The sequence below is a fragment of the Vibrio sp. nBUS_14 genome (assembly GCF_051201655.1).
Classification (GTDB): Bacteria; Pseudomonadota; Gammaproteobacteria; order Enterobacterales; family Vibrionaceae; genus Vibrio.
This window is the reverse complement of sequence record NZ_CP179207.1, coordinates 410,550-432,349: the sequence shown is the minus strand read 5'-3', so window position 1 is coordinate 432,349 and position 21,800 is coordinate 410,550. Positions and strand designations below refer to the sequence as shown.

Genomic DNA, 21,800 nt, shown 5'->3' with positions numbered 1-21,800 from the left:
TTAGCGCTAACTGGCTCAACAAAAAGGCTGCTAGATTCTACGAAAATTTTCTTAGAGATCTGATATGTCTTCCGTTCAACATACGCCTTCACAACGCATCGCCAGTATCGAGTTAGGTCGAGTGATTGCTATCTTGGCGATCATTGGCTTACACGGCCAGATGGCACTTACTTATTGGCAAATCGATGAAGTGCCATGGATTGGTTATGTGCTCAACCAAACCGCTCGCTTCGCCGTGCCTCTGTTCTTCCTTATTTCCGGCTATCTGATCCAACCTAAGCTCACCGCATCGCCTTGGACAACCTTCATCAACTACTCCAAACCACTACTCAAAGTTTGGTTAGTTTGGAGCGTCATTTGCCTAGCCATGCCATTTAATCTAGCTAAGGTTGAAGAATTGGGTTACTTAGGTGAACGCCAGGGTTACTGGGGCTTCCTAATGAATACCCCGCTCAACTCTTTCTTAGAGGGTGGACTGGTTCACTTATGGTTCATTCCCGCTTTGATGTGTGCGGTTGTGATCATCGCCTTAATGGTCGAGATGAAACTCGAGAAGCTACTCTTGCCAGCGGCTATTCTGCTTTACGTTTATGGGGTATTGGCGGGCAGCTACACAAGCTTAACCAACCTTAGTGCCCCTTTCTTCACACGTAACGGTCCATTCTTTAGCACGTTAATGGTGACCTTAGGTTTCCTCATTCGTCAGCATCAATGGAAACTATCTTCAGCCAAGGCATTGGGATTAATAGCTTTAGGCATGTTCATTCACTTTGCTGAGGCAGCATGGCTAACCACGTTCGACATCGCGTTCAACATGAATGATTTCTTGTTTGGTACAGCGTTATGGGGAATGGGCGTGTTTATGTGGCTTCTGGCTAATCCAAACATCGGTGATTACGCGTGGGTTCGCGCTATTTCGAAGCACATGCTAGGTATCTACGTTTGCCATCTGCTGATCATTATCGTGCTGTTCAATATTTGCGGAGTCTTGGGCATTACGGAATTGGCAAAAGATGTTACAGTATTTTTTGGTACCTTATTATTGAGCTTCGGGTTGGTTGTTGGGATCGAAAAAACACCATTGCGACGTGTGCTACTGCGTTAGTGTTTGTGCCTAAAACTATCCGCTAAATCAGCTTTAAAAATCCACAAAAAATAAAGGCAAGATAACTTAATATCTTGCCTTTATTTCATCATGTCAGCAACGAGACTGTGTCACTCGTTGAAGTGTTATCGGAACGCCATTGCGCCCTTGCCAACACCTTCATAAGCGACGATTTGTAGTGATTGGTTCTCTGCTAGGCTCGGCTCAACTTGATCCGCAATATAGCCCGCAAGTAATTCCACCGTAGTATCCGTCGGCAAGATTTCTGTTTCACTCTTAGCAATCGCTAGCTCAAATTCGCCTTGAGGCGCCGTATAACAGAAGCCATAGTGACTTTCATCATCAACACTTTGCGCGTGTTCACTTAGGTTAAGTGATGAAACTGAAACTTGGTCATCTTTAGAACCTAAGTAAATGTCTTCCCAGCGCTGAGCAAACGCCTGCTCGCGTTGTTCGTCACGCTGACCATCAACCAAGATTTCTACTGGAGAACGGTGGCCATGTGCGATGCGTTGGCAGTTGCCATCATGCTTTTTCAAGCCATGGGTATAGTGGTAAAACGCGCCATTAATGTTCTCATGACGAAGGGTGATCTCTAACCCCGTGACGTTATTCGGTAGGTTATCGCGAAGAATATGATAAACATGTGCGGTCACACTCTCGATGGTGATCGCTTCTGCATCAATCAAGCAATATGCTTCATCAGGGCAGTGCAGATGCAAGCTCTTGTCACCACGCAGCACATCCACTTTAGAGTAGCCCGGTTTACTGGCTTGATGCACGGTTGCAGCGTTTTTCATTGGCAGCAGTAAGCGGTGATCAACATGTTGATCAACCAGCTGTTTGATCTGTTTTTTGACTCTGCTAAAGTCCAGAACCATGCTCATTTCGTTCAGTTCACCAGACATGGTGACATCTAAAATCCAACTATCTCCTACGACCCCTCTGTGTTCACAGATATATGAAGAATCGATAACGGTAAGGTCTCTTACAAATAGGTTCAAGTTAAACTCCTTAGTGCTTTAATGAGATACGGGAGGCTGAATAATGTTCAGCAGGCACTTCGTCTCATTGATGTCTGATAAAATAGGACGGGCAGAATGTTACAACAAGCTTATAAAGTCCACCTTTTTACACTGTCATTCGAGAAATGAGCAAACTACGCGCAATTTCCGCTACAACATAACCAAGCTTCATGCTAATAACCACATTCTGTTTTAGCCATAACCGCGGCGACATTCCGGTTACATGCTGAAACGCACGAGAGAAGCCAGAGTAACTGCTGTACCCCACTTCATCCACGCCCCAGTTGATGGGCTTGTTTTGCAACAGCAAAGATTGAGCCACAGAAACCCGCCATTTTTGAACATAGTCACCTTGGGGTTCGTCTACTTCATGCTTGAACGCTTCAATACACTGAGTTCGAGACATCGCAGCCAAAAATGCCATTTATCAGTTTGTGAACAGCGAAAACCGAGACCAATTCCGTACCGATCCACAAGCTTGAAAAATCAAAGATGGAAAGTTATATCTGAACTTAGACAAGTTAGTACAAAAACGTTGGTTGGAGAACACACAAGAGTTCATCCAGGATGCGGACAATAATTGGACCACTATAAAAACGCTTGAAGCCTATAAGCTCTAGATAAATTGCCACTCCCCTCCCTTCTATAAACGGAAGACCCTATGTCTTCCGTTTTTCAATCCACCCTTGTTAACCTTTTCTATTGGTTAATTACTTGCGTACATAAAACATTGATTTTCCGAGTTTCAGCTAACACTGCTCTTAAGCTATGTGATCTAGACAACATTTTAAATGGGTTAGTTATTGATAATCTAAACATACAATTGCGTTATGTTATAACATCCATAAAATTCTGCTTTCGATGATTTTTTCGCAAAGCGTTTAAGAGGTCAATCTTGAGTTAAAGGAAAGTATGATGAAACTACACAAGTTAGCGGCGCTGTGCGCTCTTACTCTCGCCGGTAATGCATTTGCCGACGTCACCGTTAAGGAAACAGATAAATTCCAAGATGTGGCAGATAAAGTAAGTCAACTAACAGAGAAAGGCGAAAAGCCGCTGATCGTTATTGATATCGATAACACGCTTCTAACCTCGACGAGCGATATCGGTGGTGATATTTGGTATCAGTGGCAGCGAGGGAAACTGGATGTGAAGCCATCAGCTGAAGACAAAGTAGATTGCCTATTCCAAGACTCAATCGGCCTGCTTTACGAACTTGTTCCCATGAGAATTACCGAAGACGATGTGCCAAGCACCGTCAGCGGCTGGCAAGATAAAGGGCTTACTATAATGGCTCTCACTTCGCGTTCACCCAATTACCGTTATGCGACCGAACGCGAGATGATTCGTAATCAATACGATATGACGCGTACCGCACTGAAAGAAAAAGGCTCAGATGAGCTACCAATTTACATCGATAACCCTGACCGCCCACTGAGTTACATTAATGGCATCATGATGACGACAGGAATGAACAAGGGGGTCATGCTCGACTACATCCTTGATAAAACAGGTCAAAGCTTTAGCAGTGTTGTATTTATCGATGACAGTAAAAAGAACATCGTCAACATGGAAGAGGCCTACAAAGATGATGCTTCTATCGATATCAATATTTTCCACTACACCAAGGTGGAACATGATCGCATGAAACAGTATGGCTCAGTTTTGACACAAGAGCAGGCAGACAAGATGGCTAGCGATTGGAAAGAATTAAATGTAGTTCTTGATAAAATTGCCCCAGCTCGACTTGGGGAAGCGTGTTTGGGGCAATAATCTAGACCGCTACATTTAGGGTCGCGGGGCGCAACGCTCCACGACCTTTTTCATACACCATCTACCGCTTCTTTTGTCATATCCTCTCGCTTACACAGAAATAAATGCCACGCGAACCCAACCTATTTTTATTCTATACTCATGTCAGATAAGCTTTTCATTTCATGGAAGAATAATGATATTACCTAGGATTTTGGCACTTGGGCTCTGTTTATTTTCAGCCTTCTCTTGTGCGACTCCATGGCTGTTCGTCAAAGGCGAAAATGTCATCACTATTCATAAGCGTAATCATGGGAGTGGTCTTATTGAAGTTCGAGCCCAAATGCAGGTCGAAACGAGCTACTCAGGTTTTCTCTTGTTATTGGAGGACAGCGATAACGTACCGAATGGGATCGACAATGTGTCGCACAGTGAAGTATTAATGCAAATCTCTAGTAATGAGAATATCGTCTACACCCAGTTCAAAGCTCCTTGGCCAGCTCGTGACCGAGATATGGTGACGTATTCGAAATATGAAGTAGAAGACGGTCAATTCACCTTAACCATTAAAGATGCATCCAATTACTTGGCTAAAGAGTCGGGGTATATTCGAATCAACGAGGTCGATGCGCTTTGGGTTTTACAGCCTCTAACTAATGGCCTGACCCACATCACCTATACGGCATATGCGAATGCAGGCGGTATCTTGCCTGACTGGTTAATGAATCGTTTATCAGCTAACAACGCATTCAATACTTTCAAAAAGCTTCAAGACCAGCTTCCAAAGTACCAAGGGCAACAGCACCCTAATCTCAACCAATAACTCATCATCAGCTTTAGCTTACGCTTAAGGCGTGGGACGGTTAATTTCGTCTCGCTAGGTCACGCGCAAGAATCAATGCTAAGCCAAAGATCTGAGAAAGGTTTTCGACGGTAATCTCTGGAACTTCGCCACTAAACCACTCACCAAGCTGACCACACATTGCATCTTCTAATTCCGGTGTCACCGACGAGTTTGAAGAAGTACTAATATCCATGTGCAACAACATAGATTCACGCTTACGTTCTAAGGTTTCAATCGTGTTCCAAGCCAACTGAATCGAGTAGACGTTGCCCTGTTAACGCTCTCGGTACTGGGCTTGTTCAACCACCATTTTGTCGAGCACTAGGCTCGACACAACGATGGCAAGAATAGAATATTCAGCACTAACCCTGTTAATACAATCATCCACGGTGGAGGAAGGCGTAACGCCATGCTTGTCCTTATATAAGCTTGTCAAACGGGAGATAAAGCAAGTTTAGAACAACTAAAGACACCATGCTGGCAAAGGTCAAATACATGCCTTGCTTTCTGCCCTTCAAGCTACGAGCAAGAATGCTTTTTCCATGAATAATACGACCAGCAACAAAAGCAACACCAATAACGTGAATCAGCCATACATTGGCGCCATTGAACTCTAGCAAAGCCATCAGTATCACGGTAATCGGGATATAATCCATTGCGTTACTTTGAGCGGAACGGGCCACTTGTAACGATTCAATACCACCATCTGCGTGTGCCACTTGATTCTTTCTTCTTTGCTTAATTACTTCAATGGAAAGCCATAACATGACCAAGGTGAGCAACGAAGCATATAACGCTGTAACCATTATCATTTCCTACTGGTTAGTTTATTCGGCGGGCTACTTCAAGATATCTGTATTCAGCAAACAAGGAGCATTCACGCCCGTACGCATGTAAGAGATCTCTCACAACAAACGTAAGAGATTACAATCAAGCTTCGCAGAAAAATCCTAGATTACAAACCCAAGTCATTGTTTTGTATGTGTCCGCACAGTTTTCTTTAGCTTAACTTACCGATTATTTACTTGAGGTAGATTGTGGGAGAAGCCTCGAGAGTGTTTAATATACATGTCGACAAGGAGTTGGCAGGAACAGGAAAAGCCTAATGGATTAGGTATCTTCAGGATGAAGATTTGATGATTTAGGATGACTTATCAGCAAGGAAGTTATGCTCTAGGATAGAGTCACTTATCAGGTTGATGAGTTCGCAAGGACACCGCTAGGAAGGCGATGAATTGGATAGGTTAAAGGATTTAGCCACGTCAAGGAACGATGCAGGGACCACCAGTTACTTATTGAAAGATAAGTAACGCGCAGTAGTAGGATGGCTACAAAAAGAATAGACCCCGTTTGGTGAAAGCCAAACGGGGTTTCCTTTTTCTAAAGCCTAAAAAATGTTAGAAGTCAGGCTACAGAGTAATGTTCATCAGGAACATCGCACCAAACGCATTCAACACTGAAATAACGATCATCACTGGAATATAACGGCCTTCGGTACCAATTGGTCCCATGATACGGCCCATGTATTGAACCTGTGAGCCCATCAAGTAAATAGCTGGCGCTAAGATCGCAATATGATTGCCATTCAAGATACCTTAGTCAAATAGCGTGATTACCACACCCACTGCACCGCTCATCGACATCCACGCACCGATCAATACTGCAGCGGCTTCACCCGGCAAACCAAACACCGCCACGATTGGAGCAAAACACAACCGTAAAGGCGAGTGCGATGTAACGACCAATCGTGACTTTACGATCGGTTTTCATTGGATTAGTCATAAGGATCTCTATACATCTAGTTTATGTAGAACAGAACACGCATAGATAGTGCAAACTAATTAGCAGAAGGTTAATGACCAAAATCAAACAGAGTATTGGTTTAAATTGAAGATGACAGGCAACATATAAAACTGTGATTATGGTTTCGATATCGAAATACAAACTGACAAAATCCTCATATTTCACATACAAAACTAAATAAATTTTACTGCAATAGCGCAACCGAAAACAGACAGAAGAAATACAAAAATCAATGTCCAACGGATAAGAACCTGGATAGCCGATATCTGATAATCATGTAAGAGATCTCTTACATGATTTTTTAGTTAAAATTTTATTTAATTATAATACAGGCACTTAAATCGTGATTTTTCTTCCAAAACGCAACCGTTTCCACTCTGCTGATTGAGTTTTAATCCAAGCCGAATTAATGAGCCATTTTATAAAGGATTTGAGCTTGATTCGAAATTCCAGCCTCAAGAGGTGCTATAGACTTCGCGCAGCCAATATAGAAGGAAAACGGTGACAAAAATGGAAATGAGAACACTCAAATATCAGGTAATGGGTAAAGGCCTGTGGATCACTGCCACGGTGTCTCGCGCAGTTGCGGACCAACTTGCGATGGAATACCAATCCTACGGCTGGCCTGTTGAGGTATGTGCTGTAGAGCAAACAATGACGTTCGCTCAAAATGCTGCATAGTGTTGGCGATTTAGAAGGGGCTCTATCGACAAAGTGTTCGATAGGGCTTTTTCACTTCATCGCTATTTTCCAATAATCGACGCTTTTGGCTTTGTTTACGATGTCCACTAGGTTTACAGTTTTTCACTGTGGGTTACGGCTTTCGCCATAATCTAAGGTTTCCATCATAGTTTCTGGTATTCAACATAATCTATTGAATTATTAAGATATCTATCACGCTCCATATGGTTATTTAGGTCTACGCTTTTACCCGTGTTAATAACTTATTAACTTCGGAGCGTAATCCATGCTAGGTATCCAGCTTTCAGTTGTTCTCTCTTTCTTATTTTTTTCTACTGTGGCGGGCGCTGCTACTGCTCAGTTGGGAGAACCTCTCAAGCTCACCAATTCATTTGTTGGATATCTATCCCTCACCATTTTCGTTGTCGCCTACATAGTCGTGATGATGGAAGAATACCTAAAGCTCCGAAAATCCAAGCCGGTTTTACTTGCTGCTGGTCTCATCTGGATCATCATTGGCTTCACCTACCAAGAATACAACCTCACTGAGGTAGCGAAACAAGCACTCGAACACAACCTACTCGAATACGCCGAATTACTGCTTTTCCTGTTGGTCGCGATGACGTACATCAGCGCTATGGAAGAAAGAAGACTGTTTGACGCACTTCAAGCTTGGATGGTCGGTAAAGGCTTTAACTTCCGATCCCTGTACTGGTTAACCGGTATTCTGGCCTTCTTTATCTCGCCGATTGCCGATAACCTCACCACTGCTTTATTAATGTGTGCTGTGGTCCTCAAGGTTGCAGGCTCAAACCCAAAATTCGTAAACCTTGCTTGTGTGAATATCGTGATTGCGGCCAATGCTGGCGGCGCATTCAGTCCATTCGGGGACATCACAACACTGATGGTATGGCAGGCAGGCTACGTGAGTTTTAGCGAGTTTCTTCCCCTATTTATCCCCTCAGTCATGAACTACGTTGTTCCAGCCTTGATCATGTCTTACTTTGTTCCGACATCTCAACCCGATACGGTTCACCAACATATCGAGCTAAAACGTGGCGCGAGAAGGATCGTATTTTTGTTCATCATGACGATTGCCACAGCGGTCGCTTTCCACGCTGTGATTCACTTCCCTCCCGTGATGGGCATGATGATGGGGCTCGCCTATCTGCAGTTCTTTGGATACTACTTGCGTAAAACCTTACCCAATTCACTCGCTAAGAAAAAAGCGGTGGCGATTGCCGATAACGACGAGGACGCACTCAAGAGATTAGGCTCAGTGGTGCCATTTGATGTATTTAGAAGGGTATCTAATGCCGAATGGGACACATTATTGTTCTTCTACGGGGTTGTAATGTGTGTGGGGGGTTAAGTCTGCTAGGGTATTTGGAATTGGCTTCTGGGGTGATGTACAGCCAATGGGATCCAATTTGGGCCAACATCATGGTGGGAATCTTGTCTGCGATTGTCGATAACATTCCGGTTATGTTTGCGGTGTTATCAATGGAGCCTCAAATGTCGATAGGTAACTGGTTGTTAATTACCTTAACGGCTGGTGTAGGCGGTAGCTTATTGTCAATTGGTAGTGCAGCCGGCGTGGCATTAATGGGGGCGGCACACGGCAAATACACCTTCTTTGGTCACCTAAAATGGATGCCTGTGATCATGATTGGTTACGTTGTGAGTATTGCGGCACACCTTTGGTTAAACGGCGATATTTTTTAATAAGAGTCTGTTTAAGGAAAGTGTCTAGAAGGCCGTATCATCCAGCGGCCTCTCAACTCGTGTCCAGATGTTGCTTAACTGCAGGCTGGACACTGATTGCACGTGAGCATCGCACCTTCTTAATGGATTCGCATGACCAATCCGGGCCCCTTGCAGCTATTGACTGAATTTAGCTCAATGCTGATCAAGTCATCTTCGACATGATAACTGCGGGTAACGTTGCTGTTCACCGATTGATAAATGACTTGCCCCGATTCAAATTCGAGATAGCTTTCGTTGTCTGCGTTCTCGTACATGCCGCTAAATAGAACAAGCCGAGGGACTTCGAATGGACGAGTGGTATCGGTTAAGCAACCCGTCAACAACAGTGCGCTACTGCAACCGATTATCAGAGAATGATGGCTATTCATTTGGGCATCCTTGCCTAGAGAGCATGCTTAAAAGATATGCAACCAAATAAGTATTTTCCAGAAAGTGGCAGTTTTATTGCAAAGTCACACTTTAAGAACCCTTAACGTTGACCAGTCATTGATACGCCATCTTCAACAAACATTCCGAAAAAGACTCTTTAATCTCCTTCTCTTCCCTCAATAACCAACAAGCGTTGTTTGCGTTCTACGCCGCCCGCATAACCCGTCAATTTGCCATTTTTACCAATAACTCGATGGCACGGCACAATCACTGACACCGGATTTTTTCCATTCGCCAAACCCACTGCACGCACCGCTTTTGGATTACCGATTGCATCGGCTAACTGAGCATAACTCCATGTTTCCCCGTAAGGAATCGTTGTGAGAGCTTGCCAAACCGATTGCTGAAATGGCGTGCCCTTTGCCGCGATTGGCACAGAAAACTGGATAACTTCCCCCGAAAAGTAGCGATTGAGTTGGTCGGTGACCAATTCAAAGATCGGAAAGCTATCATCTCGAATTCCTAACTCTTCAGGCTTAGTGGTGTATATTTCAAACCAGAGACCTAACAGCCCTTCATCGTTCGCCTGTAAAGTCACAGTGCCCAGAGGGCTCTCGTAGTAAGTAAAACGGTTAGCCATGATATCTCCTAGCTTAGTATTCCGATTAAGATTGGTTCCAACAATGGAATGTGGCGTAGCTGCCCCACGGCGACACGCTCTCTGCATTAATAGCAGGACGATGCCTAATGAATTTCTTCACCACCAAATCGCCCACGAGCAAATGGTTAGGCTCACTGAGCCCTCGCAGCTGCGCATATTGGATCGTCCAAGGCCCTATGCCTTTTAGGTCAATCCACTTAGAAGGATGCTCGGCTTCGTTATCGACCATGTATTCGGCAAAACGCTTTAAGGCTTCCTTGCGACTTCCCGGCATTCTTAGAAAGCTCACATCAGCATCAGCTATTTGTTTAGGTGTTGGGAAATACGCTTTCTCAGATGCTTCAGCAATTTTGTGTAAATCAGAGCACTCTTGTGAATTAGCTGGCTCTTGCAAATTAGAAGCCTGATGTGAACCAGAAAGCTTTCTTACCAACAAGTTAAGCTGGCCAATCGCCGCCGTTACCGAAACTTGTTGGCCGAGAATCGCTCTGACTCCGGCCTCCCAAGAACTCCATACACCCGGAATGCGAATGCCGCTTTTAGCGACCAAGTTAGAGTCAATGGTGGTAAAGAAAGCTTCAACTTTGCTGATATCGACATCAAGGTCGAACATGCGTCGAATGTTGGCGATCAAGCTTCTTAATTGGCTCATATCATCCAACTCAAACTCAATATCCAAGCTACTTTCTTTGGCTACAGTGGCCTTGAACCAGCCCTTCGAACCATTCACGTTCACTGTGCGTTGGTAATAGCCGTCTCCCACCTCTTCTAAGCCTTCAATCATTCGTCGTCGATAAAAACCCAGCAAATGATCCCAGTCCAACGGGCCAACAAAACTGAGTTGGATATGATTACTTAGGTTATTACTTGGCTTAGCTCTTCGGATTTGACTTGGTGAAAGCTGAAGCTCTTTTTGAAAGGCATCATTGAAGCGGCGCGTGCTGTTAAAACCACTCGCAAAGCCCACGTGTGTAATACTCATGCTACTGGTATGCAGTAACTGCTTGGCAAACATCAGCTGACTATAAAGACTATATTGCTTGGGTGACACTCCGATGTAATTGTCAAATAGGGTTCGTAGATAACGGTCTGAAATGCCTAGTCGAGTGGCAAGGTCGACAATCGACCCCGAATTCAGCGCGCCGCTGTCGATTAATTGCATAGCTCGCAGAAAGGTAGTTTCAACCCCTTTCCACGCAGGAGAAAAAGGCGCGCTGTCTGGGCGACAACGTAAACAGGGGCGATAACCCGCTTTCAAAGCCTGAGCTTGATGGGAAAAGTATTCGACATTTTCTTCTTTGGGTGGGCTCGCAGGGCAAATAGGTCGACAAAAAATGCCCGTGGTTTTCACCGCAGTAAAAAACATTCCATCAAAACGAGCATCTCGAGCATAACGAGCTAAATGGCACTGCTCACTCGTTAACGTACTGTTGTGATGAATACTTTTCGACATGTCGTGCTCTTCCATTTGTTCATAACCTTCATTCTGATAACTAAAAGTTTACCGTTAACTTCCATTGTCGCTAGCCATTTTCGGAAGCGAAGGTCAGATAAGTCACAAAAAAGGTTTTAATTTTATCCAATTCGACTAAATTTAACCTAGAGAAGGTATTCTTCTCACAACGTCAACAATAGGTACTTAGCACGCTAAGATGCAGAGACCTATTGAAAAATAAGGAAAAAGGCTATGGTTTTACACACGTGTCGTATTGTTTTATCAAATCAACAAGTTCTCACCAGTCAATCAGTAGAACAATCTCTCAGCTTCCTTGAAGGTAAAGCGAGCAAAGGGGTTTCTAAGATTGAAATAGACGCAACCGATGGACATCAGATCCATACCTATCTATCTCACTCTCTTGAAGAGTCCATTGAGAACTTAATGAACCTATAACGCTTTCAAAACATAACGCTTTGAAATAGCTTACGGATACCAGGCTTAAACTGGTTTAAAAACAAAAATGGCTCCCTTGCTGGGAGCCATTTTAAATTCATCAGTATAGTGACAACGGATACCACTACACAAGTGCTTGTTCAGCGGCCTGTTGTAACGTGTAAGCCGTCGATGGGTCAATCTTGTTAACCAACTTTTCAACCTGAATGATAGCATCAACCGAGGTGCTGCTTTTACGGTAGCTTAGGTAGATAGGACGATACCAGTCTTCGACCCCTTTCACCTTATGAAGCTGACCTGAATCGATAAAAGGCTCAACCATAGAAACAGGTAAATAGGCACTACCTCCTTTCTCTAAGATAAAGTCTAAAGCGATACGAGCCGTTGAGGTACGTAAATACGGCGCGGGCACTTTAGGATGACGCTCGGCATGTTCAGAACCAAAACGCGTTCCCCAATCGACATAAACGTATTTATGTTGGAATACAGATTCCAGATCATCTTGTTGCGTTGATACCAACACCAAAACCAAATCAGCGACTTTTTTACAGTTCAGCTCTTCCGCTTTAATCTGATCGAACGCAAAAGCCATATCTAAGGTTCGTTCTAACAAATTACGGTTCAGTTGCTCGCGCCCCATCACCTCCGCCATAAAGCCATAACCACCAAAAGAATCGGTTACCACGCTCAAACAGTTTTGCAGATACGCATCCCAAATATTCGGTGTTCCACCCAGTGTTAACTGCAAGGCTTTACCACTCTCCAACGACAACTCAAATTTGGCCTGTTGTAACGTCGACACCATCACTTCAGCATAACCAATTAAACGTTCACCGGAAGAGGTGAGCTTGATGTTATTGCGGTCACGAATGAAGAGCTGAGTATCAAAATAGCCTTCAAGCTGTTTGATTCGCGCACTCACCGCCGCTTGCGTTAAATACAAGTTTTCAGCTGCACGCCCAAAATGGCGCACCCTTGCAACCTCAAGAAAGGTTCTAAATACTTTCACATCCATCAAAAATACATCTCTGTAATAAATCTGCTAACTAGCCGATCTAGGATTGTTTATCGTAAAGGCAAAAACGTTTTGTTTCCTATTTTAGCCTTTTAACAATATTTTCGCGTGAGCAATAAACACTAATTTCTATTAAACCACATTACTGAGGCTGATATGTCTGAGACCGAATTCCGACACGGAAAAAAACGTTTTTATGACACCATTAAATTCCCACGAGGGTTCGCAAAGTCAGGTAATTTTACTCTGTCAGAAGAGGAAATCCTAACCTTGTTTGGTGACACTATGCTTGCACTTGAGACTGGTGAACTAACACCAATCAATGCAGAAGAAAGACACTTCATCAAAGTGTTGTCTCACCCTCATAAGGCAAAGTCCAAATTAGACCTTGTTTGGTTGAAGTACATTCAACTAGCTCGTGGACGCCGTCGATTTCATACCCTAAACGGCTGCATACGCGGTGAAATGCCAAGGGAAAAATACGAAAGTGAGTTAGTGTTAGAAGATTAATAAAATAGCTCAAAGTGATACATCATCGCTTTGGGCTTTTTTTCATTCGACTTAGAATTCCAATAGTTATAATTAGATTAACACTAGATATAAATATACATTGACAAAATTAGATTGCAAGTAATACTTATAATTAGATTTGATTGATTGAGATAAAGTCAGGTATGGAGCACTTCTATCACCTCATAGAGACAGCGGAATACATTAACATCGGTGACGTTGAGGTAACTAAAGAGATTGCCATCTCCTTTGGCGCTGAAAATTCGGTGTCATACGAAGACACTCAGGAATTGTTTACCGTTGATAAGCCAATGTCATTCAAAGGTGTTCTCATGCTGTTTACCAGCGAAGGTAAGCCAGTGTTTGAGCCCAATGCTTACATCTTAAGTCGTCGTATCGTAGAGGGGGCGAAGGACGTTAAGCCAACGTGCTTTCATCTGTTGAGGTATTACCGATACTTGGATGCCAACAATCTAAAATGGGACGACCACGAAGAGCGATTACAGCGCTACCCAATTTTCCTTTATCGAGCTTATTTAGAAGGTGAGATAGAAAAAGGTAACTTGAGTCGAAGCACTGCCGTTTCAGCTCTGTCAATTGCGAGGCGCTTCTATCTGTTTTGTTACCGCCATGGGTACATTTCTCAATTGCCGTTTGAAGTGACGGGCACTACCAAGTACGGGCAGACCTTGACGGACTGCTCAATCCGAAGCGCAACCAGAGAAACCAATCTACAGCCATTGAATGACCTTGACCTACAGCATGTGAGGGACAATTGGCGTTGCAATGGGCTGTCTAAAGAATTTCGTTTAATGATTAGTGTGGCGCTTTCTGTAGGGCTTCGCGCTATAGAGGTCACAGACATTAAGCCTAAACACTTTGCTATTCCCAAGGGCTTCAAAGGGAAGACACTAACGGGCATCTGGATTGGGCCTGACCACGACTGCAAAACCAAATATGATATCAACCGACAAGTCTCTATGCCTGTTTGGTTGATGAAGTCACTTAATGAGTACCATGAAAGTGAGCGATATAAAAAGCGGCAACAGTTGTACTTCATGAATACGGGTGATATGAACCCTCCCGCTTTTATCAATAAGGATGGAGAACCGTTCACCACTAAGAGTCTCAACTCATTGTGGGCTAAGTTACGCGCTGCGATACAAGAGAACAGTAATCCTCACTTTAAGCATAAAGAGCATGATTGCAGGGCAACGTTTGGCGCTTATAAGCTTGAGTCGTTGGCTCAAATTAAAGAGTTGTCGATGATGCAAGCGCTGAAAATGCTAAAGGACGAAATGGGTCATAAAGATTTAGAAACCACCATGCTGTACCTCAAGCATTACGAGGGCAATCCTGAAAAGAACCAAATCCCCGAGATAACCATGAACTTGCTAGAGGATGAAACGCTATCGTGACTGATGTAATGGATACCGAACCCAAAGAAAACGCTCGTGCTTATCGCTCTACACCGACCACGGAGATGGTCACCGACAACACACTGACGGCAATTACCAAGTGGAAATATACTTGGAAGAACAGTAATGGTTACAACTCAACGTGTGACTTTGCGGAGCTAAAGGCGTATGCCACGGATGAGCATATTCGCTTGCTGATTTCCAAGTTCCAGCAGTCAGGGTGGCGCGAAGCATCAAAGGTGGAGCAATTCCGTAATGTCCGACAAATTATTCGTCATGCATTCAATGCCCAAAGCGGAAAACGAAAAACCAAAGTTCAGTTTTCTACTGAAACATGTATTCAGTACATCCATGCGACTTACCTTTCAATGGCAAGTACAGGTAAGGGGTTGTATGGTAAGTCTATCAAACCGAAATATCTTGGCTGGCTAGGTTCAAACCTAAATTCAATCTGCAAAAAGTTTGGCTTCGGAACAATCCCTAAAGCAGCCAGAAACCTTGATACGAATTCAGCGTCTTTAGATTCTGACAACTACAACTCAAAGCAGTTGCGCTCTATTGCCTTCGCCTTGCTCGCTGACCGCAGAGCGCTGTTAGAGCGCTATCAGGATGAGTCACTATCTGAGTATCAAAGAAAGTTAGCGTTTGATAGGTTGGTTTACAATGCGGTGTTGCTGACCATCTACTATCTCGGAACAGGGCAAACAGAAACCTTAAGTATGTTTTTAGAAGATGAATGGGTGTGCCAGAAGTCAGGAGCAGGTCGCATCAGCATTGAGGGATTTAAGACTCGCGGAAACACGGTTGAACTTCGCTCATTCACGCCTAGAGCCTCCTGTAAGCGTTTTTTTGAAGAACACCTTGCGTTATCTAAGGCGCATTCTACTTTTCTGGGTTTGGATAAGCATTATCTATTCCGAAAGATGAATGGTGATGTTCCAACCGTAAATAACCTCAATATCTATGCTCAAGATTATCTGGTTAAACACTCCAAGCGCATCCAAGCTTTAATAGAAAAGAACCCTGATTTTCGCTTGAACTGTGAACTATTGAAATCATCCATTAAGCAGTACGCAGAGCATAAGCTAGGGCGAAGCAAGGCGGCACAAAACACCCGCAATGCATCTGATACTTATGACAACGCCAAGTATGGCAAAGTCACTAAAGGCGAAGCCAGAAACCAATTAGCACTTGGCCTAACGGCTTTGCACAACTTGGGTGAAAATCCCGATGGGGGAACGGTTGTCGCGGTGGCACAAGCCAAAGAAGCGATTGGTGAGGTGATTTCGCATGAGAAATGGGAAGCCTTAAAGGAAGCCGATACTGAGCACCGCGTGGCTGAGAATCAGAACGGTGGTTTTTGTAAGGGTGCCGACACTCCTCAAAAAAAGGAATTCCAGAAAACCGTAGACAGAAGTGGTGTCCTTTCGGATGAAGAAAAATCCCAGCTAGGTTGCGGCTTCGTCGTGAAATGCTTTGGCTGCTCGAATTTTGGCATCGTGGATGACCCACATGACATATGGCGACTGCTGTCCTTTGAGAAGCGACTGAATGAAGCCATGTTGGTGCACCAAAACGTAGAGCACTTCATCACGAACTTTGGTGAAGTGAAGGCGAACCTAAATAAGCTCAAAGCACGGTTTAAAAAGGCTCACCTCAAAGCTGCGATGAAGCAATTAGAGCGAGAGTGCCACCCTCTGTGGGATGAAAACTCCGTTATGGACATATTCAGGGGGTAAACCATGTACAGTATCAGTCATGATTTCAATAAGTTTGAAAAGTATGCTCTACCGCTAGCATCGAACCCGTTTCCCATGCCTAGTGACGACGCAGTAGTGAGCGTGGATAAAGAAGGCAACCCAGTTTCCTATTTCGGTGATGATGTTTGGGATTTTAATGCATTTTTTAATCTCACGAACGACACGAAATCGAACTACCAAATTAGTTTTCACCCAAAAAAGCACAACCCCAATCTGCTTATTGAACTCAAGCAGCGACTCTATTTTTTGATTTGGGGAGCAAAAGGTAACCTGCTTCACATGGATGGGGGCATTTTTCGTAAATTTAGTCAGTGTCGGGAGATAGCGGTTAAGTCAAACTATGCCCTGAGAGTATTTAAAGACACTTCCATTGACTCCTTCTCTCTACTCAGTAATGAGTTGGTTTTTTGTCAATTGCTTCATGAACAGAAAAAGCACAGTGAAAAGACGGTAAAACTTCGATTAGAAGCACTAAGCGTCCTTAGGCAACTCAACAAACACTTCCCAGAGCAGCGTCACTTTTCACTCGGTATTCAAGAAGGAAAAAGCCTCAAACAAATCGCCAAGCAGTATTCAAGCGCTGGTAAAGGGCATTACCCGACGGTTATTCCTGTTATTTATGAGCAACTGATGGGGCGCTTGATAGAAGATGTCACCGCTGCACATGAAAAACTGGAAAACCTTACCGATGTAAAAGCTTATGCTCAAAAGTATGGGATTACCGAGCGCCAAGCCTGTGATGAATTCAGGGCGATAGAAGGTGCTTGTTTTATGACGCTTTCTGCCTTTACGGGCATGCGAATCAGTGAGTTAACACAAATAGACTCGACCTCTTACAAAGAAGTTGACCTTGACGGTATCAAGCTATGCACACTGCGTTCTTGGACTCGTAAGTTAGAGACATTACCTAGAGAGGATGCATGGGCGTGCGCCCCTATCTGTGAAAAGGCGCTAGAGGTTTTAACAGTACTAAATAATGACTATCGATCCAATAAAGGTGACATTCACTGTTCACCACGATTTAGATTCGATGGTAAGCATGGGGTTAGTGATATCATCAAACGTCAGCTAAACGATGTGGTGCTAAATACAACAAACCTTGGACATAGCATTACTGGCTACTCAAAGCACCTTGATATTACCTATGACCCCGATGAAATGGATGAGGTGTATGGCTTGCTAAACCCTGTCGTACCTGCTCAATATAACCCTATTAAAGAGCGGGAGGATGGCACGTTTTATTGGCACTTTTCGACTCACTCACTGAGACGTACCTTTGCCCATTTTCTGGTCGGAAATGGTTTAGTGTCGCTGGCGGCTTTGAAGCATCAGTTCAAACACATTAGCCTATCAATGACCGCTATTTATGCCAGTCATGCTGAGGTCTTAACGTTGCTTGGAATCGAGAATCCCGCCAACATCAAGAAGGCGGTTGAAGACGCAGAAATGGAAAGCCATAAAACCTATCTGCGGGACATGATAGACCACCCTGAAGAACAGTCAGGTGGGTTTATGAAAGCGTTTGAGGGTGACCCTAACGTAATGACCGAAGAGCGATTTGAAGAGCTTGCCAAGAAAACAAAAGGGGCAAATAAATCGACAGGTTATGGCAGATGCTTTGCTGGTTTTAAGTGCAAAATGGAGCACTTGTTTGAGCCATCAAGTTGTGTTGGTCGTGACTGTGAAAATTTAAACATTAATCAGGAAGAGGCGCAGCGTTGGCAAGAGCGTCACAGACGAATTGCAGGAAGATTACAGCAAATGAAAGACATGGGGTTCTACAACCAGAACACGCTCGCTCGTGAGTTAACAGACATCCGTGCTGCCGAGAAAGTGATGCGTGATCATAACATCGAGTTTGAACGATTTGAATTAGGAGCGTTGTAATGGCAAACGTAAAAACCAAGCTGATTAATGCCTTCGAAGCACTGAAAAAGGAAGGCAAGAAGGTGAGCCCCTATGCAGTCGAAAAAAGGGCAGGCGTGGCAAACGGGTCATGCAAGAATCACCCTACTATCTTGGAAATGGTTCAGGCAGAAAAGGCTCGCTACCACCCTAACCCCGTCGTGGCTAAGAAAGGGGAATCCAAAAAGAAGAAGCAGGTTGATAAGGAAAGATATGATGATTTGGAAGAGTCAAATAAACGCCTAAGAGCCGAGAATGACCAGTTTAGAGATGAAATGAAAGTAATGGCAACGTCCGTGGCTCAGTTAACGTGGGAGTTGCACCGCTACAAGACATCAACAAGAAAGCAGTCTACTAATGTGAAGAACATCAAGGCTTAAGTTTAAAAAGAGGGGCTGAACAGGTCAGAAGGGCTGAACAGAAGGGCTGAAGAGGTCGCTAACTCGTCTTTGCCCGTGCGACCTGAAGTCGTATGAAGCGTTGTTCACCACGACAAGAGTGAACCATCTGTATCACCAGATGACCCTAGGTTCCTGAATAAAGCAGCGGAACCGACAATGTAACGAAACTCAGTCGTTAGCTGAGTGGGAACGGAATCGTGAGAAGATGTTCCTCCTGAGAACCACAGCTCGGGTGAGTGCTAGGGAGTCAATATGATGAATGTAATGTGAATCCATGTAAGGTGCGTTATACGATGAAGCAGCGGAAGTGGTTAATACGCTGTAGCCAAAACGGCAACGAGAGTCGGAAAGGAGTTGGGCATTGGCCTTTCGTGATCAAAGTACTCTCCGCACTAGAGTGGGCATCTAAGTTGACATTTTACGTAACATACGGAACAGGGTAAGCCTGTATCGTTCCCTATGGGAAAGCCCTTGTGGCCGATAGCGATGCGGGTAAAGGAGGTCGGAGAAAGCGAAGGCTGCATTGTAACGATGCAGATACAGACCCGTGTCTGGTCACGAAAGTGAGCCCACTTCCGACTGGTCTTTCGTTGCGAGAAAGTTTGAAGAACTTTATTTAAGGAGAAACGCAAATGATGATTTCTAAAGAGATTAGTGCCTCTCCTGACAGTGCTCAATGGCAGTCTATCGACTGGAAACCTATTGAATCGCATGTATTAAAGCTTCAGATGCGTATCGCAAAGGCAACTAGAGAAGGTAAACACGGTAAAGCGAAAGCCTTGCAGTGGATACTAACTCATTCTCGCTCAGCCAAGCTTCTTGCGGTAAGGCGAGTATCTCAAAATAAAGGTAGTAAAACGCCTGGAATAGATGGTGTCATCTGGAACACAGATGCACGCCGCATAAAAGCAGTTAATCAATTGAGTCGAAAGGCGTACAAAGCCCAACCGCTCAAGCGTATCTACATCCCTAAAAAGAACGGCAAGCTCAGACCATTAGGCATTCCATGCATGATAGACAGAGCGCAACAAGCCCTCCATCTTCTTGCATTAGAGCCTATATCGGAAACGTTTGCTGACCCTAACAGTTATGGATTTAGGCCAAATCGCAGTACTGCCGATGCAGTTGGGCAGTGTTTCAAATGTTTGGCATTAAAGAAATCAGCTAAATGGGTACTTGAAGGGGATATTAAAGCTTGTTTCGACAAGATCGGCCATCAATGGCTTCTTGATAACATCGCTATTGATAAGAGAATGTTGGAACAATGGCTAAAATCTGGCTTTATGGACAAAGGTCTGTTTTATCGCACCGATGAGGGAACACCACAAGGTGGGATAATATCACCAACCTTGATGCTAATGACTCTTGCTGGACTTGAGCAGCATATTAAGTCTACGGCCCTCAAAAAGGGTAGTAGAGCCAATTTCATTGGATACGCCGACGATTTCGTCGTCACCTGCACTTCAAAGGAAGTGTTGGAGAACGATATTAAACCGTTGATCGCTGACTTTTTAGCGGAAAGAGGATTAACATTATCCGAAGAGAAAACGCACATTACACACATCGATAACGGCTTTAACTTTCTAGGATTCAACCATAGGAAGTACAAAGGGAAATTGCTCATTAAACCGAGTAAATCTAACACATTGCTGTTCTTGAGTAATCTGCGCGAACTCATCAAAAAGCATGCAACAACCTCTGTAAACGATCTTATCAAACTGATAAATCCGAAATTAAGGGGTTGGGCTAATTATTATCGCCATTGCGTGGCTAAACAGGTATTCGGATATGTTGGTCATAAGCTATTTCTAGCATTATGGCACTGGGCAGTGAGGCGTCATCCGACAAAATCCAAAACTTGGGTGGCCCTTAAATACTTCGTCAATCGAAAAGGCCAATGGCATTTTCATGGTTGGCAGAAGGTCATGGATATGGATTGCCAGTTCAATCTCTTCCAAATAGCCAAAGTACCGATCGAGAGGCATGTAAAAATCCGAAGTGCAGCGACACCATATGACCCTCAACACCAAGAATACTTGGCTAAGAGAAAGTCAAAAAGGCAAGCTCGCAACTCTTGGAAGGAGCCTATTCTCACTGCTTTATAAGTTGCTGGGTATCAAACGATGCCTTCGTGAGGGCTTGAGCCTAGTGCAGTGAAAGTTGCACGCTGGGTTCTTAGGGGGACGGCACTTGGTAACAAGTGTCGTCTACCCGACCATTATTAGTTTCGCCAAAAAAGCCACGTTCTCGGTCGGATGGGTTTTGGCCAAACATAACTAATCTGAAACCCAAAGCTCATAAAGTACGAAAAATTGTTATCGGAGTGCAGTTCTTAGTTCAAAGAAACTCGATGACTTTTGCTCTACAAACCGCTTTTAAAACGTCACAAACTTACAAAGCGTTATAGAAACATACCGCTTTGTTCAAATGTGTAAAATCTTCGCTAAGAGCGTTTGAGGCGGTCTGAGGGCTGTTTCTGATAGCAAACTCACACATTTACCATAACAGGAATAATGAACACCAGATTTTTGAGTGGTGTTCATTATTTGTACTTTACCTTGCCATTAATTAATTGTTTAAATGAATACTTCATAGGCTCTACGTAAGGATATGACATGAAAAATTCACTACTGATATTGAGTATAGCGACGCTTGCAGGCTGTTCTGGTATTTCACATACAGATACCGCTTATGTAGCACATGCAGAAAGTTTTAATATTTTAGGGGCTCAAATTCCTGGAGATACACAGCAAAGAGCATTAGACCTTGTTCCAGAAGGGGCTACGCTTGAGACAATTCATTCTACTAACTCAGATACGACATCATTACTTGGTATTATAAATCGGATTATTGGTATTGATTACGTTCAGGTTGGCGGAGAAAAAAAGTAATT

The 21,800-nt window shown here is 43.9% G+C and carries 17 protein-coding genes and 7 pseudogenes; 14 read left to right on the top strand and 10 right to left on the bottom strand.

The window, feature by feature from the left end; genetic code table 11:
* Window positions 1–64: 64 nt before the first annotated feature.
* A complete protein-coding gene (locus ACMAZD_RS19535; protein ID WP_435250245.1) occupies window positions 65–1,105 on the top strand; it encodes an acyltransferase in 1,041 nt (346 codons plus the stop codon).
* A gap of 125 nt (window positions 1,106–1,230) precedes the next feature.
* On the opposite strand, the gene ACMAZD_RS19530 is transcribed toward ACMAZD_RS19535, so the two are convergent.
* Both ACMAZD_RS19530 and ACMAZD_RS19525 read right to left on the bottom strand, forming a co-directional pair.
* A complete protein-coding gene (locus ACMAZD_RS19530; RefSeq protein WP_435250244.1) occupies window positions 1,231–2,109 on the bottom strand; it encodes a 6-pyruvoyl trahydropterin synthase family protein in 879 nt (292 codons plus the stop codon).
* 205 nt (window positions 2,110–2,314) lie between these two features.
* Window positions 2,315–2,554, bottom strand: a pseudogene (locus ACMAZD_RS19525) (helix-turn-helix domain-containing protein); the annotation flags it as partial.
* On the opposite strand from ACMAZD_RS19525, the pseudogene ACMAZD_RS19520 reads away from it, so the two are divergent.
* From ACMAZD_RS19520 to ACMAZD_RS19510, 3 genes and pseudogenes are all read left to right on the top strand, one after another.
* Window positions 2,544–2,750: pseudogene (locus ACMAZD_RS19520) on the top strand (YHS domain-containing (seleno)protein); the annotation flags it as partial. The pseudogenes ACMAZD_RS19525 and ACMAZD_RS19520 overlap by 11 nt on opposite strands.
* A gap of 295 nt (window positions 2,751–3,045) precedes the next feature.
* Window positions 3,046–3,903: a DUF2608 domain-containing protein gene (locus tag ACMAZD_RS19515; RefSeq protein WP_435250560.1), complete on the top strand. Its 858-nt coding sequence runs from the start codon at window positions 3,046–3,048 to the stop codon at window positions 3,901–3,903.
* A 175-nt stretch (window positions 3,904–4,078) separates the two neighbouring features.
* Entirely contained in the window at window positions 4,079–4,705 is a 627-nt protein-coding gene (locus tag ACMAZD_RS19510; protein WP_435250243.1) for an START domain-containing protein, read from the top strand.
* Between the two features lie 40 nt (window positions 4,706–4,745).
* On the opposite strand, the pseudogene ACMAZD_RS19505 reads toward ACMAZD_RS19510, so the two are convergent.
* From ACMAZD_RS19505 to ACMAZD_RS19490, 4 genes and pseudogenes are all read right to left on the bottom strand, one after another.
* Window positions 4,746–5,137: pseudogene (locus ACMAZD_RS19505) on the bottom strand (DNA mismatch repair protein).
* An 8-nt stretch (window positions 5,138–5,145) separates the two neighbouring features.
* Window positions 5,146–5,532 (bottom strand): MAPEG family protein, encoded by a 387-nt coding sequence (locus tag ACMAZD_RS19500; protein ID WP_435250242.1) that lies wholly within the window; start codon window positions 5,530–5,532, stop codon window positions 5,146–5,148.
* Window positions 5,533–6,135: 603 nt separating this feature from the next.
* Window positions 6,136–6,429: pseudogene (locus tag ACMAZD_RS19495) on the bottom strand (hypothetical protein); the annotation flags it as partial.
* A pseudogene (locus tag ACMAZD_RS19490) lies at window positions 6,428–6,508 on the bottom strand (nucleoside recognition domain-containing protein); the annotation flags it as partial. The pseudogenes ACMAZD_RS19495 and ACMAZD_RS19490, both read right to left, overlap by 2 nt.
* Before the next feature lie 522 nt (window positions 6,509–7,030).
* Between ACMAZD_RS19490 and ACMAZD_RS19485 the strand changes: the two are divergent.
* Together ACMAZD_RS19485 and nhaD are read left to right on the top strand one after the other, a co-directional pair.
* On the top strand, window positions 7,031–7,210 hold the full coding sequence (locus ACMAZD_RS19485) for a hypothetical protein (RefSeq protein WP_435250572.1): 180 nt from the start codon (window positions 7,031–7,033) through the stop codon (window positions 7,208–7,210).
* 286 nt (window positions 7,211–7,496) lie between these two features.
* Window positions 7,497–8,935, top strand: a pseudogene (nhaD, locus tag ACMAZD_RS19480) (sodium:proton antiporter NhaD).
* A gap of 24 nt (window positions 8,936–8,959) precedes the next feature.
* On the opposite strand, the pseudogene ACMAZD_RS19475 reads toward nhaD, so the two are convergent.
* The 3 genes and pseudogenes from ACMAZD_RS19475 to ACMAZD_RS19465 all read right to left on the bottom strand — a co-directional run bounded on the left by ACMAZD_RS19475 (window position 8,960) and on the right by ACMAZD_RS19465 (window position 11,460).
* A pseudogene (locus ACMAZD_RS19475) lies at window positions 8,960–9,345 on the bottom strand (hypothetical protein).
* Between the two features lie 158 nt (window positions 9,346–9,503).
* Complete coding sequence (locus ACMAZD_RS19470) at window positions 9,504–9,986, bottom strand: methylated-DNA--[protein]-cysteine S-methyltransferase (RefSeq protein WP_435250241.1); 483 nt, start codon at window positions 9,984–9,986, stop codon at window positions 9,504–9,506.
* Window positions 9,987–10,011: 25 nt separating this feature from the next.
* On the bottom strand, window positions 10,012–11,460 hold the full coding sequence (locus ACMAZD_RS19465) for an AlkA N-terminal domain-containing protein (RefSeq protein ID WP_435250240.1): 1,449 nt from the start codon (window positions 11,458–11,460) through the stop codon (window positions 10,012–10,014).
* Between the two features lie 234 nt (window positions 11,461–11,694).
* Between ACMAZD_RS19465 and ACMAZD_RS19460 the strand changes: the two genes are divergently transcribed.
* Complete coding sequence (locus tag ACMAZD_RS19460) at window positions 11,695–11,898, top strand: hypothetical protein (protein WP_435250239.1); 204 nt, start codon at window positions 11,695–11,697, stop codon at window positions 11,896–11,898.
* A 124-nt stretch (window positions 11,899–12,022) separates the two neighbouring features.
* Here ACMAZD_RS19460 and ACMAZD_RS19455 read toward each other — a convergent pair whose 3' ends face one another.
* The gene (locus tag ACMAZD_RS19455; RefSeq protein WP_435250238.1) at window positions 12,023–12,913 is read right to left on the bottom strand and encodes a LysR family transcriptional regulator; all 891 of its coding nucleotides are present in this window, start codon (window positions 12,911–12,913) and stop codon (window positions 12,023–12,025) included.
* Between the two features lie 156 nt (window positions 12,914–13,069).
* Between ACMAZD_RS19455 and ACMAZD_RS19450 the strand changes: the two genes are divergently transcribed.
* The 7 genes from ACMAZD_RS19450 (at window position 13,070) to ACMAZD_RS19420 (ending at window position 21,798) form a co-directional block, all read left to right on the top strand.
* Window positions 13,070–13,423, top strand: coding sequence for a DUF413 domain-containing protein (locus ACMAZD_RS19450; protein ID WP_435250237.1), 354 nt, complete (start codon window positions 13,070–13,072; stop codon window positions 13,421–13,423).
* Window positions 13,424–13,566: 143 nt separating this feature from the next.
* Window positions 13,567–14,841, top strand: a complete 1,275-nt coding sequence (locus ACMAZD_RS19445) for a tyrosine-type recombinase/integrase (protein WP_435249738.1) — start codon at window positions 13,567–13,569, stop codon at window positions 14,839–14,841.
* A complete protein-coding gene (locus tag ACMAZD_RS19440) occupies window positions 14,838–16,580 on the top strand; it encodes a hypothetical protein (protein ID WP_435249410.1) in 1,743 nt (580 codons plus the stop codon). Before ACMAZD_RS19445 ends, ACMAZD_RS19440 begins: the two co-directional genes overlap by 4 nt.
* A gap of 3 nt (window positions 16,581–16,583) precedes the next feature.
* Window positions 16,584–18,488, top strand: a complete 1,905-nt coding sequence (locus tag ACMAZD_RS19435) for a site-specific integrase (protein WP_435249409.1) — start codon at window positions 16,584–16,586, stop codon at window positions 18,486–18,488.
* Window positions 18,488–18,886 (top strand): hypothetical protein, encoded by a 399-nt coding sequence (locus ACMAZD_RS19430; RefSeq protein WP_435249408.1) that lies wholly within the window; start codon window positions 18,488–18,490, stop codon window positions 18,884–18,886. The genes ACMAZD_RS19435 and ACMAZD_RS19430 overlap by 1 nt, the downstream gene beginning before the upstream one ends.
* Before the next feature lie 653 nt (window positions 18,887–19,539).
* Window positions 19,540–21,012, top strand: coding sequence for a group II intron reverse transcriptase/maturase (gene ltrA / locus ACMAZD_RS19425; RefSeq protein ID WP_435247824.1), 1,473 nt, complete (start codon window positions 19,540–19,542; stop codon window positions 21,010–21,012).
* Window positions 21,013–21,522: 510 nt separating this feature from the next.
* Complete coding sequence (locus ACMAZD_RS19420; protein ID WP_435249976.1) at window positions 21,523–21,798, top strand: hypothetical protein; 276 nt, start codon at window positions 21,523–21,525, stop codon at window positions 21,796–21,798.
* Window positions 21,799–21,800: the final 2 nt, after the last annotated feature.